This is a genomic window from Streptomyces sp. NPDC048182 (assembly GCF_043202555.1).
GTDB lineage: Bacteria > Actinomycetota > Actinomycetes > Streptomycetales > Streptomycetaceae > Streptomyces.
Map to the genome: position 1 here is coordinate 105,033 of NZ_JBIDAQ010000011.1, position 13,888 is coordinate 118,920.

At 74.4% G+C, this 13,888-nt stretch carries 16 protein-coding genes; 3 read left to right on the top strand and 13 right to left on the bottom strand.

What is annotated here, in order from left to right; genetic code table 11:
* Positions 1 to 216: 216 nt before the first annotated feature.
* The 10 genes from ACGFZL_RS21750 to hisD form a co-directional block, all read right to left on the bottom strand.
* A complete protein-coding gene (locus ACGFZL_RS21750) occupies positions 217 to 1,497 on the bottom strand; it encodes an MFS transporter (RefSeq protein WP_393693917.1) in 1,281 nt (426 codons plus the stop codon).
* Entirely contained in the window at positions 1,490 to 2,068 is a 579-nt protein-coding gene (locus ACGFZL_RS21755) for an ArsR/SmtB family transcription factor (RefSeq protein WP_393693919.1), read from the bottom strand. The genes ACGFZL_RS21750 and ACGFZL_RS21755 overlap by 8 nt, the downstream gene beginning before the upstream one ends.
* A gap of 76 nt (positions 2,069 to 2,144) precedes the next feature.
* A complete protein-coding gene (gene hisF, locus ACGFZL_RS21760) occupies positions 2,145 to 2,900 on the bottom strand; it encodes an imidazole glycerol phosphate synthase subunit HisF (protein WP_393693921.1) in 756 nt (251 codons plus the stop codon).
* Complete coding sequence (locus ACGFZL_RS21765) at positions 2,897 to 3,292, bottom strand: RidA family protein (protein ID WP_393693923.1); 396 nt, start codon at positions 3,290 to 3,292, stop codon at positions 2,897 to 2,899. The genes hisF and ACGFZL_RS21765 overlap by 4 nt, the downstream gene beginning before the upstream one ends.
* Positions 3,289 to 4,014, bottom strand: a complete 726-nt coding sequence (priA, locus tag ACGFZL_RS21770) for a bifunctional 1-(5-phosphoribosyl)-5-((5-phosphoribosylamino)methylideneamino)imidazole-4-carboxamide isomerase/phosphoribosylanthranilate isomerase PriA (protein ID WP_355176087.1) — start codon at positions 4,012 to 4,014, stop codon at positions 3,289 to 3,291. Before priA ends, ACGFZL_RS21765 begins: the two co-directional genes overlap by 4 nt.
* A complete protein-coding gene (gene hisH, locus ACGFZL_RS21775; RefSeq protein WP_393693925.1) occupies positions 4,015 to 4,671 on the bottom strand; it encodes an imidazole glycerol phosphate synthase subunit HisH in 657 nt (218 codons plus the stop codon).
* Positions 4,668 to 4,832, bottom strand: a complete 165-nt coding sequence (locus ACGFZL_RS21780) for a hypothetical protein (RefSeq protein WP_355176089.1) — start codon at positions 4,830 to 4,832, stop codon at positions 4,668 to 4,670. The genes hisH and ACGFZL_RS21780 overlap by 4 nt, the downstream gene beginning before the upstream one ends.
* A gap of 3 nt (positions 4,833 to 4,835) precedes the next feature.
* Positions 4,836 to 5,429, bottom strand: a complete 594-nt coding sequence (gene hisB / locus ACGFZL_RS21785; protein WP_355176090.1) for an imidazoleglycerol-phosphate dehydratase HisB — start codon at positions 5,427 to 5,429, stop codon at positions 4,836 to 4,838.
* Positions 5,426 to 6,538 carry a histidinol-phosphate transaminase gene (locus ACGFZL_RS21790; RefSeq protein WP_393693928.1) on the bottom strand — a complete coding sequence of 371 codons (1,113 nt, stop codon included), beginning with the start codon at positions 6,536 to 6,538 and terminating at the stop codon, positions 5,426 to 5,428. The genes hisB and ACGFZL_RS21790 overlap by 4 nt, the downstream gene beginning before the upstream one ends.
* Positions 6,535 to 7,860: a histidinol dehydrogenase gene (hisD, locus tag ACGFZL_RS21795; RefSeq protein ID WP_393693930.1), complete on the bottom strand. Its 1,326-nt coding sequence runs from the start codon at positions 7,858 to 7,860 to the stop codon at positions 6,535 to 6,537. The genes ACGFZL_RS21790 and hisD overlap by 4 nt, the downstream gene beginning before the upstream one ends.
* Before the next feature lie 189 nt (positions 7,861 to 8,049).
* Here hisD and ACGFZL_RS21800 point away from each other — a divergent pair, with 189 nt between their 5' ends.
* The 3 genes from ACGFZL_RS21800 to ybaK all read left to right on the top strand — a co-directional run bounded on the left by ACGFZL_RS21800 (position 8,050) and on the right by ybaK (position 11,053).
* Positions 8,050 to 9,627 carry an oxidoreductase gene (locus ACGFZL_RS21800; protein ID WP_393693932.1) on the top strand — a complete coding sequence of 526 codons (1,578 nt, stop codon included), beginning with the start codon at positions 8,050 to 8,052 and terminating at the stop codon, positions 9,625 to 9,627.
* A 180-nt stretch (positions 9,628 to 9,807) separates the two neighbouring features.
* Positions 9,808 to 10,545, top strand: a complete 738-nt coding sequence (locus ACGFZL_RS21805) for an LON peptidase substrate-binding domain-containing protein (RefSeq protein ID WP_393693934.1) — start codon at positions 9,808 to 9,810, stop codon at positions 10,543 to 10,545.
* Between the two features lie 4 nt (positions 10,546 to 10,549).
* Positions 10,550 to 11,053 carry a Cys-tRNA(Pro) deacylase gene (gene ybaK, locus ACGFZL_RS21810; protein ID WP_355176095.1) on the top strand — a complete coding sequence of 168 codons (504 nt, stop codon included), beginning with the start codon at positions 10,550 to 10,552 and terminating at the stop codon, positions 11,051 to 11,053.
* Positions 11,054 to 11,084: 31 nt separating this feature from the next.
* Here ybaK and ACGFZL_RS21815 read toward each other — a convergent pair whose 3' ends face one another.
* The 3 genes from ACGFZL_RS21815 to ACGFZL_RS21825 are packed head-to-tail and all read right to left on the bottom strand — an operon-like array spanning position 11,085 to position 13,667.
* Positions 11,085 to 11,786: an AAA family ATPase gene (locus ACGFZL_RS21815; RefSeq protein ID WP_355176096.1), complete on the bottom strand. Its 702-nt coding sequence runs from the start codon at positions 11,784 to 11,786 to the stop codon at positions 11,085 to 11,087.
* Positions 11,787 to 11,820: 34 nt separating this feature from the next.
* On the bottom strand, positions 11,821 to 12,636 hold the full coding sequence (locus ACGFZL_RS21820) for an ABC transporter permease (protein WP_355176097.1): 816 nt from the start codon (positions 12,634 to 12,636) through the stop codon (positions 11,821 to 11,823).
* 56 nt (positions 12,637 to 12,692) lie between these two features.
* On the bottom strand, positions 12,693 to 13,667 hold the full coding sequence (locus ACGFZL_RS21825) for an ABC transporter ATP-binding protein (protein ID WP_393694111.1): 975 nt from the start codon (positions 13,665 to 13,667) through the stop codon (positions 12,693 to 12,695).
* Between the last annotated feature and the right edge of the window lie 221 nt (positions 13,668 to 13,888).

Genomic DNA, 13,888 nt, shown 5'->3' on the forward strand with positions numbered 1-13,888 from the left:
CGGTCGGGTGCGGGCTGCGTCGTGGCTGGTCGCGCAGTTCCCCGCGCCCCTAGGGCACGCAGTCACGTCGGCCGCTCAGCCGCCGCCCACCCCGCCCGCGTAGCTGCGGGCAGTCGTGCCGCTAGGGGCGGCACGGGTGGGCGCTGGGGGTCCCCCCTGCTCGAAGAGCTTGGGGGAGGCACCCCGCTGCGCCGGGCTGCGCCACGCCCCCCGGAGCTACCTGGGCAGCTCGGCCCGCCGCAGGTGTGGCGCGCAGAGGACCACGACGCCCCCGAGCCCGCAGACCGCCGCGCTCGCCGCGAAGACCGGCCCCGTCCCCCACGCCCCGATCGCCGCGGCGGACACCGGCATGCTGAGCGGCGCCAGCCCCAAGCTGACGATCCCGGCGACCGAGGACACGCGGCCCAGGTAGGCGGGGTCCGCCGTGGTCTGGAGCAGCGCCCCGCACACCGCCCCGCTGAGCCCGGCCAGCAGCCCGATCAGCGCCGCGTCGGCGACAGCCGTCACGAGCCCCGGGGCCTGCGGCAGCAGGCCGATGGCGACCGCGCCCGGCAGGATGGCGCCGGCGGCGACGTACCCGGCGCGCGGCAGGTGCCCCCGGACGGCCAGCAGCAGGGCCGCCGCCCCGGCGCCCGTGCCGAAGCCGGCCAGCACCCAGCCGACCCCGGGCGCACCCCAGCCCCGTTCGTCCGCGAGCAGCGTGAGACCGACGTTGAGCGGACCGACGAAGCCGAGGTCACCGAGCGCGATGGCCAGCATCAGCGGCCCGAGCACCCGGTGGCCGCGGATGTACCGCAGCCCGTCCCGCAGGTCCCGCCAGGCGGTGGCCTTCCCGGCGGGCGCCTCGCCGCGTGGCACCTCGCGCATCCGCACGGACACCAGCAGCGGCACCGACACCGCGATCAGCACCCCGGCCAGCGCGAAGGCCGTCGCCGCGCCGCCCGCCGCCACGCCGAGGCCGCCGAGCGGGGCGCCCACGACTGAGGCGAAGCGGATGGCGAGGCCGCGCAGGCCCTGCACCCGGGCCAGCTGGTCCCGGCCGGTGATCCGAGCGGGCAGCGCCCCCACGGCGGGCAGGAACAGCGCGTCGACCGTGCCGAAGACGAGGGCGAGGACGGCGAGCAGCCACAGCCCGGGGTCGGCGGTGAAGACGAGCGCCGCGACCGCGAGGACCGCCGCGCAGCGGACGGCGTCGCTGCCGATGACGACCCTGCGCGGGCCGAGCCGGTCGGCCACCACGCCGCCGCCGAGCATGAGCAGAGCGCGCGGCAGGGCGCTCACGGCGGTGACGACACCGGCCTGGGCGGGCGAGCCGCCCTGCACGGCGGCCCAGGACAGGGCGATGTAGTAGACGCTGTCGCCCAGCATGGAGGCGGTGTAGGCGACCAGCCAGCGCAGTACGTTGCCGTCCCGGTGGGCCGGTACGGCGGCGGGGACGGGGGCCGCGGTGGCGGCTTCGGTGAGGGTGCCCGGCGCGGGCACGAGGTGCTCAGACACGGAACGGGAAGCCGTAGACGTGGACGGCGACGTTCTCGCGCCCCTCGGTGTCGCCGGCGGCGCGGCCGAGAGCGTCGTACTTGTTCATCAGCGCGATCAACTCCTCGCGCATCTCGTCCAGTTCCCCGGCGGTCAGCCGCAGCAGCGCCTCGCTGTCGGGCGCCGCGGAGTTCCACCCGGGCCCCCAGGTCGGGCGCTCGTCCAGGTAGCGGCGGTACATGTCGGCGCGCTGCTCGTGGAAGAGCCGGGTGGCGGCGATGTGGGCGGCGGCGCGCTCGGGGGCGTCGCGGAAGTCCGCGTCGCGGATGCTGACGCCCTCCGAGGCGGGCTGCCACCAGCGCTCCCGCCCGTCCGCACTCTGCGGCTCGGCCTCCTCCACCAGGCCGTGCTCGGCCAGCTTGCGCAGGTGGTAGCTGACCAGGGACACGGCCTCGTCGACCTGGTCGGCGAGGTGGGAGGCGGTCGCGGTGCGCGACACGCACAGGGCGCGGTAGAGGCGCATGCGCAGCGGGTGGGCGAGCGCCTTGAGCGTGCCCAGATCGGTGATGGAGCGGTTCTCCTGGCTCGGCATGGCAGGACCGTACGACGCGGAGGAGAAGTTGCGCAACAGTTTTTGCGCAACTTTCCTTTCGCATCTCCGCCGGCCGCTACCGGACGGGGTGCCCCGCCTCCCGCAGCGTGTCCTTGACCTGGCCGATCCGCAGGTCGCCGAAGTGGAAGACCGAGGCGGCCAGGACCGCGTCCGCGCCCGCGGCGACGGCCGGCGCGAAGTGGTCGAGCCGGCCGGCGCCGCCGGAGGCGATGACCGGCACGGAGACGTGCGCCCGCACGGCCGCGAGCATCTCCAGGTCGTAGCCGTCCTTGGTGCCGTCCGCGTCCATGGAGTTGAGCAGGATCTCCCCCGCGCCGAGGTCGGCGGCCCGGTGCGCCCACTCGACGGCGTCGATGCCGGTGCCCCGGCGCCCGCCGTGCGTGGTGACCTCGAAGGAGCCGGTCCCGGTGCGGCGGGCGTCCACCGACAGGACGAGCACCTGGCGGCCGAACCGCTCGGCGATCTCCCGGATGAGGTCGGGGCGGGCGATGGCGGCGGTGTTCACGCCGACCTTGTCCGCGCCGGCCCGCAGCAGCTTGTCCACGTCGTCGGCGGTGCGCACGCCGCCGCCGACGGTCAGCGGGATGAACACCTGCTCGGCGGTGCGGCGCACCACGTCGTAGGTGGTCTCCCGGTCGCCCGAGGAGGCGGTGATGTCCAGGAAGGTCAGCTCGTCGGCGCCCTCGGCGTCGTACACCTTGGCCATCTCGACCGGGTCGCCCGCGTCGCGCAGGTTCTGGAAGTTGACCCCCTTGACCACCCGGCCGCCGTCGACGTCCAGGCAGGGGATGACGCGTACGGCCAGGGTCATGCGGGAGCTCCTCGGAACGCCTCCACCTCGACCTCGACGACCAGGCCGGGATCGATGAAACCGGAGACGATGATCATGGACGAGGCGGGCCGGACGGTGTCGAACAGCTCCTTGTGGGCGCGGCCGACGTCCTCCACGTCCCGGGCGTGCGTGATGTACATGCGGGTGCGGACGACGTCCTCGCGGCCGAGGCCCAGTTGCGCGAGCGCGTCCAGCGCGACGGTGAAGGAGTTGACCGCCTGGTCGTAGGGGCCGCCCCCGGCGATCTGCCCGTCCACCACGGACGTGCAGCCCGAGACCAGCACCAGGCCGTTGGGCAGCTCCACGGCGCGGGAGTAGCCGAACCGCTCCTCCCAGGGCGCTCCGGACGACACTCGGCGTACGTCACTCATCCGGCTACCGCCTCCAGGGCCTCTTCGAGGGTGAACGCCTTCGCGTAGAGGGCCTTCCCGACGATGGCGCCCTCGACACCGGAGGGCACGAGTCCGGCGATGGCCCGCAGGTCGTCAAGGGAGGAGACGCCGCCGGAGGCGACGACGGGGCGGTCGGTCGCGGCGCAGACGTTCCTCAGCAGCTCCAGGTTGGGGCCCTGGAGGGTGCCGTCCTTGGCGATGTCGGTGACCACGTACCGGGCGCAGCCCTCCTGGTTCAGGCGCTCCAGGGTGCCGTAGAGGTCGCCGCCGTCCCGGGTCCAGCCGCGCCCGCGCAGGGTGGTGCCGCGCACGTCCAGGCCGACGGCGATCTTGTCGCCGTGCTCGGCGATGACCTTGGCGACCCAGTCGGGCGTCTCCAGGGCGGCGGTGCCCAGGTTGACGCGGGTGCAGCCGGTGGCGAGGGCGGCGGCGAGGGTGTCGTCGTCGCGGATGCCGCCGGACAGCTCCACCTTGATGTCCATCGCCTTCGCGACCTCGGCGATCAGCTCGCGGTTGTCCCCGGTGCCGAAGGCCGCGTCGAGGTCGACCAGGTGCAGCCACTCGGCGCCGGACCGCTGCCAGGCGAGGGCGGCGTCGAGGGGGGAGCCGTAGGAGGTCTCGGTGCCGGACTCGCCGTGCACGAGGCGGACGGCCTGGCCGTCGCGGACGTCGACGGCGGGGAGGAGTTCGAGCGTGCTCATCTACAGGGTCTCGATCCAGTTGGTGAGGAGCTGGGCGCCGGCGTCGCCGGACTTCTCGGGGTGGAACTGGGTGGCCCACAGGGCGCCGTTCTCCACGGCGGCCACGAAGGGCTCGCCGTGCCGGGACCAGGTGACCTTGGGCGCGGCGATGACCGGGTTCTCCGTCTCGAGGGTCCAGTCGTGGACGGCGTAGGAGTGCACGAAGTAGTAGCGCGCGTCGGCGTCCAGGCCGGCGAAGAGCTGCGAGTCGGCCGGGGCCTCGACGGTGTTCCAGCCCATGTGCGGCACGACGTCCGCCTTGAGCGGACCGACCGTGCCGGGCCACTCGTCCAGGCCCTCGGCCTCCTCGCCGTGCTCGATGCCGCGCGCGAAGAGGATCTGCATGCCGACGCAGATGCCCATCACCGGGCGCCCGCCGGCCAGGCGGCGGTCCACGATCCAGTCGCCGCGCGCCTCCTTCAGGCCGCGCATGCAGGCGGCGAAGGCGCCGACGCCGGGGACGAGCAGGCCGTCGGCGTTCATCGCGGTGTCGAAGTCGCGGGTGATCTCGACGTCGGCGCCCGCGCGCGCGAGGGCGCGTTCGGCGGAGCGGACGTTGCCGAAGCCGTAGTCGAAGACGACGACCCGCTTGGCGGGGTGTCCGGCGGGCGTCGTCAACTCCACACCTCCAGCCGCATCACGCCGGCCAGCAGGCACATGCCCGCGCCGATGGAGAGCAGCACGATGAGGCCCTTGGGCATCTGCTGCTTGACGAAGGAGATGATGCCGCCGACGAAGAACAGGCCGACGACGATCAGTACGGTGGACGTCCCGTTCATGGCTTACAGCGCGCCCTTCGTGGACGGGAGGATGCCGGCCGCGCGCGGGTCGTGCTCGGAGGCGTAGCGCAGGGCGCGGGCGAGGGCCTTGAACTGGCACTCCACGATGTGGTGCGCGTTGCGCCCGTAGGGCACGTGCACGTGCAGCGCGATCTGGGCCTGGGCGACGAAGGACTCCAGGATGTGCCGGGTCATCGTGGTGTCGTACTCGCCGATCATCGGCGCCATCTTCTCGGGCTCGGTGTGCACGAGGTAGGGGCGACCGGACAGGTCGACGGTGACCTGGGCGAGGGACTCGTCCAGCGGGACCGTGCAGTTGCCGAAGCGGTAGATGCCCACCTTGTCGCCGAGGGCCTGCTTGAAGGCGGCGCCCAGCGCGAGGGCGGAGTCCTCGATGGTGTGGTGGGAGTCGATGTGCAGGTCGCCCTCGGTCTTGACGGTGAGGTCGAACAGGCCGTGCCGGCCGAGCTGGTCGAGCATGTGGTCGTAGAAGCCGACGCCGGTGGCGATGTCGGTCCTCCCGGTGCCGTCGAGGTCGATCTCGACCAGGACGGAGGTCTCCTTGGTGGTGCGCTCCACGCGGCCGGTGCGGCTCATGCGCTCTGCTCCTTCTTCAACTGACGGACCGCGTCGAGGAACGCGTCGTTCTCTTCCGGGGTGCCGGCGGTGACCCGCAGCCAGCCGGGTACGCCGTTGTCCCGGACCAGCACGCCGTGGTCGAGGATCTTCTGCCACACCGCGTGGGCGTCCTCGAAGCGGCCGAACTGCACGAAGTTGGCGTCGGACTCGGTCACCTCGTAGCCGGCGGCGCGCAGTTCGGCGACGAGCCGGTCCCGCTCGCCCTTGAGCTGCTCGACGTACTTGAGCAGGGTGCCGGTGTGCTCCAGGGCGGCCAGCGCGGTCGCCTGGGTGACGGCGGACAGGTGGTACGGCAGCCGGACCAGCTGGACGGCGTCCACGACGGCCGGAGCCGCGGCGAGGTAGCCCAGGCGCAGGCCGGCCGCGCCGAACGCCTTCGACATCGTGCGCGAGACCACCAGGTGCGGGCGGCCCGCCAGCAGCGGCAGCAGCGAGTCGCCGTGGCTGAACTCGATGTACGCCTCGTCCACGACGACCATCGACGGCTTGGCCGCCTGGGCGGCCTCGTACAGCGCGACGACCGTCTCGGCCGGGACGGCGGTGCCGGTGGGGTTGTTGGGGGTGGTGACGAAGACGACGTCCGGGCGGTGCTCGGCGATGGCCCGCTCGGCGGCGGGCACGTCGATGGTGAAGTCCTCGTGGCGCGGCCCGGAGATCCAGCCGGTGCCGGTGCCGCGCGCGATGAGGCCGTGCATGGAGTACGACGGCTCGAAGCCGATGGCGGTGCGGCCTGGGCCGCCGAAGGTCTGGAGCAGCTGCTGGATGACCTCGTTGGAGCCATTGGCCGCCCAGACGTTGGCGAGGCCGACCTCGTGCCCGGCGGTGTCGGTGAGGTAGGCGGCGAGCGCGGTGCGCAGCTCGACGGCGTCCCGGTCGGGGTAGCGGTTGAGGTGGCGGGCGGCCTCGCGGACCCGCTCGGTGATCCGCTCGACCAGGGCCTCGGGCAGCGGGTAGGGGTTCTCGTTGGTGTTCAGGCGTACGGGCACGTCCAGCTGGGGCGCGCCGTAGGGGGACTTGCCGCGCAGCTCGTCCCGGACGGGGAGATCGTCGATCGTGGTGTCGCTCACTTGCTCTCCGGCACCTTCCATCCGAACCGAGCCTTGATCGCCGCGCCGTGCGCGGGCAGGTCCTCCGCCTCCGCCAGCGTCACCACGTGGTGCGCGACGTCGGCCAGCGCGTCGCGCGTGTAGTCGACGATGTGGATGCCGCGCAGGAAGGACTGGACGGACAGGCCGGAGGAGTGGCAGGCGCAGCCGCCGGTGGGCAGCACGTGGTTGGAGCCGGCCGCGTAGTCGCCGAGCGAGACCGGCGCCCAGGGGCCGACGAAGACCGCGCCCGCGTTCTTCACCCGGGCGGCGAGGGCGGCGGCGTCGCGGGTCTGGATCTCCAGGTGCTCGGCGCCGTAGGCGTCGACCACGCGGAGGCCCTCGTCCAAGCCGTCGACCAGCACGATCGCGGACTGGCGGCCGGCCAGCGCGGGGCGGATGCGCTCCTCGACGTGCTTGCTGGCCTCGACCTGCGGGGCCAGCTCCTTCTCGACGGCCTCGGCGAGCTCGGCGGAGTCGGTGACCAGGACGGCCGCCGCGAGCGGGTCGTGCTCGGCCTGGCTGATCAGGTCGGCGGCGACGTGCACCGGGTCGGCGGTGTCGTCGGCGAGGATCGCGATCTCGGTCGGGCCGGCCTCGGCGTCGATGCCGATCTTCCCGGTGAAGTAGCGCTTGGCGGCGGCGACCCAGATGTTGCCGGGCCCGGTGACCATGTTCGCGGGCGGGCAGGACGCGGTGCCGTACGCGAACATCGCGACGGCGGTGGCGCCGCCGGCCGCGTACACCTCGTCCACGCCGAGCAGGGCGCAGGCGGCGAGGATCGTGGGGTGCGGCAGGCCGTCGAAGTCGGCCTGGGCCGGGGAGGCGAGCGCGACGCTCTCCACGCCGGCCTCCTGCGCCGGGACCACGTTCATGATCACGGAGGACGGGTAGACCGAGCGGCCGCCCGGCGCGTACAGCCCGACCCGCTCGACCGGCACCCACTTCTCGGTGACGGTGCCGCCGGCCACGACCTGGGTCGTGTGCTCGCCGCGGCGCTGGGCGCTGTGCACGAGGCGGGCGCGCCGGATGGACTCCTCGAGCGCCGCGCGCACGGCCGGGTCCAGCTCGGCCAGTGCGCGGGTGAGCGCCTCGGCGGGCACCCGGACCTGGGTGAGGCGGACCCCGTCGAACCGCTCCGCGCAGTCGATCAGCGCCGCGTCGCCCCGATGACGCACGTCCTCGCAGATCGGCCGCACCTTCTCCAGGGCGGCCGAGACGTCGAAGTCGGCTCGGGGCAGCAGGTCGCGCAGGGCGGGTCCCTCGGGGAGGGCGTCGCCGCGCAGATCGATTCGGGAGATCACGCGTCCAATTCTCTCAGACCCGCTTCGGCGGCCGTTCGCGCGTATCAATGGCTGATACAGAACGCGGCGGGCCGCATCCGAGCTTCTTCACTTTGCGTGTCTCCGGATGTTCAAAGCGTCACGGGGTGGGCAAGAACATCTGTACGAAGAGTGACCACCGGCGAGTAGCCGGGAAGAGGGTGCAGTGCTGTGACCGGAGAGGACACCCGCCGTGACGGGGAGTTACCGGAGGACCTGACCGCCGTGGAGGCGGGCATGTGGCAGGCGTTCCGCGACGGGAGCCTGTACGACCTGCGGGCCGGGGACGCCGTGGCCGACGATCCGCACGGCGGGCAGCCCTGGGGCGCGGAGCGGACCGTGCGGGCCCGCGTGGTGTGCCGGCTGCTGCTCGACGGCCCGTCGGCGCTGTCGGGGCGGGTGGCCGCGCTGAAGCTGGCGGGCGTGCGGATCAGCGGCACCCTTGACCTGGCGGGCGGCACCGTGGAGCCGTACGTCGAGCTGCGCGGCTGCCGGTTCGACCGGGAGGTGGTGCTGCCCGAGACCCGGTTCACCACCGCCCGCCTGGTGGACTGCGCGGTTCCGCGCCTGGAGGGGGCCCGGCTGAAGACGGAGGGCGACCTGCACCTGCCGCGCTCCCGCTTCCCCGGCGGGATACGGCTGACGGACGCGCAGATAGGGACCGACCTGCTGCTGAACCAGGCGGTGGTGCACCGGGACCGCAGCGGGCGGTCCATCGCGGCGGACGGGCTGAGCGTGGGCCAGGACCTCCAGGCCGAGATGCTGGAGTCGTACGGCGAGGTGAGCCTGCGCAGCGCCCAGGTCGGGGTGTCGCTGAGCCTGCGCGGCGCCCGGCTGCTCAACCCGTACACGCGCCACGCGCTGAACGCGCCGCAGCTCACGGTGGAACGGACCCTGTACCTGACCCCGGCCGGTCTGGGCAGCCCGCTGCTGCGGGGCGTCACCCCGGCGGAGGGGACGCGGATCCAGCGCTTCGAGTGCCAGGGCGGGGTGCGCCTGGACGACGGGCGGTTCGGCGACTCCCTCGACCTGGAGCACGCGCGGTTCGCCTTCACCGACGACCAGGAGCTGTCGCTGCGCCGGGTGCAGACGCCGGAGCTGCGCTTCCTGGGCGAGCGGCCGGTGCGGGGGCGGGTGGTGCTGTCCGGGGCGCGGGTGGTCAACCTGATGGACCGCGCCGACAGCTGGCCGGGCCCCGGCCGGCTCCAGATGGGCGGCTTCTCCTACGAGAACCTCGTGCCGCGCGGTCCCTTCCCGCTGGCCAAGCGGCTGCGCTGGGTGGGCGCCGCGACCGCCGAGTACCACCCGGAGCCCTATGAGCGGCTGGCCGCGGTGCTGCGGGCCGGCGGGGAGGACGAGGACGCCCGCGAGGTGCTGCTCGCGAAGCACCGGCGGCGGCGGGAGAGCCTGCCGGTCGCCGCGAAGCTGGTGGGGTACGCCCAGGACTGGACGGTCGCCTACGGCTACCGGCCGGGGCGGGCGGCGGTGTGGATGGCGGTGCTGTGGGCGGCGGGCACAGTGGCCTTCGCCCGCGCGGGAGCGCCCTCGCCGTCCGGCGCGGACCAGCCCGACTGGAACCCGGCGCTGTACGCCCTGGACCTGCTGCTCCCGGTCATCGACCTGGGCCAGACCGACGCGTGGCACCCCCGTGGGGGCTGGCAGTGGCTGTCGACGGCTCTGATCCTGCTGGGCTGGACGTTGGCGACGACGGTGGCGGCGGGGGCCACGCGGTTGCTCCGCCGGGGGTGACATCGCCGGGTGCGGGTGCGTCGTGGCCGGTCGCGCTCGCGCGGCGGAGCCGCACATCGACACAACCCCGCGCCCCTGGGGCGTCGCAGCCCCGTCAGTCCCTCCGTCGCCGCCGTTGCGCCGGGCTGCGACACCCACCCCCCGGCACCCAGCCCCCGTCGCCCATTAGGCTTCGGGACCGTGACCAGCGTCCGTCTCCCCCTCTTCCCGCTGAACGCCGTGCTGTTCCCGGGACTGGTGCTCCCACTCGAGGTCTTCGAGGAGCGCTACCGCGCCATGATGCGCGAGTTGCTCAAGTCGTCCGAGGACGACCCCCGCCGCTTCGCCGTCGTGGCGATCCGCGACGGCCACGAGGTCGCCCCCAGCGCCCCCGGCATGCCCGACCCCACCGCCGTCCCCGAACGCGGCCCCGCCGCCGGCTTCGGCCCCGACCCGCTCAAGGCGTTCCACAAGGTGGGCTGCGTGGCGGACGCGGCGACGATCCGGGAGCGGGCGGACGGCACCTTCGAGGTCCTGGCCACCGGCACCACCCGGGTCCGGCTGCTCTCGGTGGACGCCTCGGGCCCGTACCTCACCGCCGAGCTGGAGCCACTGTCCGAGGAGCCCGGCGACGAGGCGGGCACGCTGGCCGAGGGCGTGCTGCGCTCCTTCCGGCAGTACCAGAAGCGCCTGGCCGGCGCCCGCGAGCGCTCGGTGGGCGACACCGAGCTGCCCGACGAGCCGGGTGTCGTCTCCTACCTGGTCGCGGCGGCGATGATGCTGGACACCCCCACGAAGCAGCGGCTCCTCCAGTCCCCGGACACCGCCTCCCGCCTGCGCGACGAGCTGAAGCTGCTGCGCTCGGAGACGGCCATCCTGCGCTCCCTCCCCTCGCTGCCCGCCGCGGACCTCACCCGCGGCCCGACCAGCTCCAACTGAGGACATGGCGAAGAAGCCCAGGAAACAGCAGCAGCCGGGCGGCACGCCCGCGACCGTGGCGCTCACCGCCGCCGGCGTCCCGTACACCGTGCACGTCTACGAGCACGACCCCGCCCACCCCTCCTACGGCGAGGAGGCGGCCGAGGCGATGGGCGTCTCACCCGAGCGGGTCTTCAAGACCCTGGTGGCCGACGTGGACGGCGCGCTGACGGTCGCCGTCGTCCCGGTGGCCGGCCAGCTCGACCTCAAGGCGCTCGCCGCCGCGGTCGGCGGCAAGCGCGCGGCGATGGCCGACCCGGCGCTGGCCGAGCGCACCACGGGCTACGTGCGCGGCGGCATCTCCCCGCTGGGCCAGCGCAAGCGGCTGCCCACGGTCCTGGACGCCTCGGCCGCCGGCCACGCCACGGTCTGCGTCTCGGCGGGCCGCCGCGGCATGGAGGTGGAACTGTCCCCCGAGGACCTGGCGAAACTGACCGGGGCGGTGCTGGCCCCGGTCGGCAGGTCGTAGGACGAGACGGGGAGAGGCTCCCTCGGCCTCCCTATGCCTGCTTCCCGCCCTGGGGCGTCGTCCCCCAGGCGTCCGGCTCCGGCCGCCCCCACTCCCCGTACGGATCGGGGTCCCGCGGCCCGAACAGCCCCGTGAGGGCCAGGTGGACCACCAGCGCCGCCAGCGGCCAGGCGAGCAGCGCGCCCTTGGCGCCGAGCTTCAGCGGGGCGGAGAAGGTCACGCCCTTGCCCACCGCGCGCGCGTGGGCGATCACATCACTGGTGGGCCCGAGGTGCGTCCCGAGCCACCACGCCAGCAGCGAGGCGAGCAGCCCGCCGGCGCCGAGCGCCACCACCAGCGGCACTCCCCCGCGCCGCCGCAGCAGGAAGACGACGGCGCCGCTGAGCGCCCCGAAGGCCAGTGCGAGCAGGGTGAAGGTGCCGTCGACGCCGATCGCCTGCTCGCCCTCGGAGTCCTGGAGGTAGACGATCCACTTGCCGCTCACCACGTCCCCGACCAGCGGCACGGTCGGGGCCAGCTGCCACCACAGCACGCCGAGCAGCGCCCCGCAGAGCGCGACCGCCACCAGGGTCAGCCCCGCCCGCAGCAGCTCGCCCAGCAGGCCGCGATCGCCCTCGGCGCCGTGGTGGCGGGCCCCGTACCCGACCGCGTGCGCGCCGACGGGCGGCGGCACGGGACCGCCGTGGTAGGAGCGGTCGTTCGGCGGCGGAGGCGGTGTCAGAGGCGCGGTCACCCTGCCATCGTGCCAAACGCACCTGTGCGGCGCGTCACCGGACGGCGGCCCGGCGGTACGCCCAGGTGGCGACGGCCAGCGAGAGCACGCCGACCGCACCGCACACGGCGAGGTCGCCGAGCACGAAGGCCCAGTCGGGCCGCTCCCCGAAGGTGCGTGCGAACGCCTCGACGCCGTACGTCGACGGCAGCAGGTCGCGGGCGAGGCGCACCGCCTCCGGCATCCGCTCGGCCGGCAGCACGCCGAGCAGCAGCGCCGCCGACATGCCCAGCTGGCCGAGGAGGGTGGCCAGTTCCGGCCGGGGCGCCAGCAGGCCGAGGGCGGCGCCGAGGCCGGCCAGCGCGGCGCCGGCCAGCGGGATGACGGCCGCGAGCACCCACAGATGGGTCAGCGGCAGCCCGAACAGCACGCTGCCGAAGACGGCCGTGACGACGGTGCCGGGCACGGTGAAGGAGGCGTACGCGCCGGCGGCGCCGAGGACCACGGCGGCCGGCGGCACCGGCAGGGTGGCGTAGTGGTCGAGCCCGCCGCTGGCGCGCAGCTGCCCGAAGTACTGGGCGAGCAGGTTCAGCGCGACGAACGCGACGACCAGCACGGAGGAGCCGGCCACCACGGCCTGCGCCTCGCCGCCGCCGTCCACGACGCCGCGCATGAGGATCATGATGCCGATGGACTGGAAGGTGGCCACGAAGAGCAGGGGGATCCTCGCCACCCGGGCCCGGGAGAGCTGCGCCCGGTAGACGGCCACGAGGGACGGCCACAGCCGCGCCCGCGGGCCGAGCGGGACGGCCGCGCCCCGCTCGTCGGCCAGGGTCCGGCCGGGCAGGGCTTCGGCGGGTACGGCACTCACCTCGCGCTGCTCCCCTTCACCAGTCGTCCCTCTCCCCGCGGTCTGCGTCCGCACGCTCACGCTCTCACCAGTCCCTGCCGTGCCGCGCCGCCGAGGGCCAGATAGACGTCCTCCAGGCTCGGCGTGGCCAGCGTGAAGTCGTCCAGGGCGGCGAAGGCGGCCCCGCCGGTGACGGTGGCGACGACCGCGCGGGCCTCCTCGGGGGCGAGCCGCAGCGTCCAGCGGCGGCCGGAGGCGGTGGCCCGGTCGCGCAGCGCGGCGACCTCGGGGACGTGCAGGGGGGCGCTCTCGCGCCACACCAGGTCGACGCGGACCTCGCCGGCGACGCTCTCCTTGAGCCCGGCCGGGGTGTCGCAGGCGATGACGCGTCCGCGGTCCAGGACGGCGACGCGGTCGAGGACGGTCTCGGCCTCGATGACGTTGTGGGTGACGAGCAGCACGGTGGTGCCGCTCTCGGCGCGCCGCCGGTCCACCGCGGCCCACACCGCGCGCCGGGCGACGGGGTCCATGCCGGTGGTCGGCTCGTCCAGGACCAGCAGCGCCCGCTCCCCCACCAGCGCGGCGGCGAAACAGGCGAGGCGCCGCTGACCGCCGGAGAGCTTCTTCAGCGGGCGGGCGGCGAGCGCGGTGAGCCCCAGCTCGTCGAGGACGGCGTCGCGCTCGGCGCGGGCGTGCCGGGCCTCCAGGCCGCGCAGCCGCCCGGTGGTCTCGGCGGCGAGCGCGACGGTCAGCTCGTCCAGGGCGCTGGACTCCTGGCCGAGGTAGGCGAGGATGCGGGCGGCGCGCTCCGGGTGGCGCACGATGTCGTGGCCGAGGATCTCGACGCTGCCGCGGTCAGGGCGCATCAGGCCGGTCAGCTGGCGGACCAGGGTGGACTTGCCGGCGCCGTTCGGGCCGAGCAGTCCGAAGATCTCGCCGCGCCGGATGTCGAGGCTCACCTCGTCGGTGGCCCGGACCTCGGGGATGGCGGGCACGCCGCGCCGGCCGCGCACCGCGGGGTAGGTCTTGGTGAGCCCGCGCACGGCACACACGGCATCACCACCGAGCCGGAGTTCCTTCGCCGCGCACTCACTCACAAGGCACGAGCCTACGGGGTCCGGACCCCCGCCCCACTCCCGGGTCCACCCAAACGCCCCGATTCAGCCGGGCCGGCCGACGTGAGAGCAACCCCCAGGGGCGCGGGGCCGTATCGATATGCGGCTCCGCCGCGCGGGCGCGACCAGCCACTACGCAGCCGGCGTGCCTGCAACCC

Excerpts from the sequence above, each read along its gene's own strand:
- ACGFZL_RS21755 (WP_393693919.1), bottom strand. The coding sequence starts at position 2,068 with ATGCCGAGCCAGGAGAACCGCTCCATCACCGATCTGGGCACGCTCAAG.
- hisF (WP_393693921.1), bottom strand. The coding sequence starts at position 2,900 with ATGACCCTGGCCGTACGCGTCATCCCCTGCCTGGACGTCGACGGCGGC.
- ACGFZL_RS21765 (WP_393693923.1), bottom strand. The coding sequence starts at position 3,292 with ATGAGTGACGTACGCCGAGTGTCGTCCGGAGCGCCCTGGGAGGAGCGG.
- priA (WP_355176087.1), bottom strand. The coding sequence starts at position 4,014 with ATGAGCACGCTCGAACTCCTCCCCGCCGTCGACGTCCGCGACGGCCAG.
- ACGFZL_RS21780 (WP_355176089.1), bottom strand. The coding sequence starts at position 4,832 with ATGAACGGGACGTCCACCGTACTGATCGTCGTCGGCCTGTTCTTCGTC.
- hisB (WP_355176090.1), bottom strand. The coding sequence starts at position 5,429 with ATGAGCCGCACCGGCCGCGTGGAGCGCACCACCAAGGAGACCTCCGTC.
- ybaK (WP_355176095.1), top strand. The coding sequence starts at position 10,550 with ATGGCGAAGAAGCCCAGGAAACAGCAGCAGCCGGGCGGCACGCCCGCG.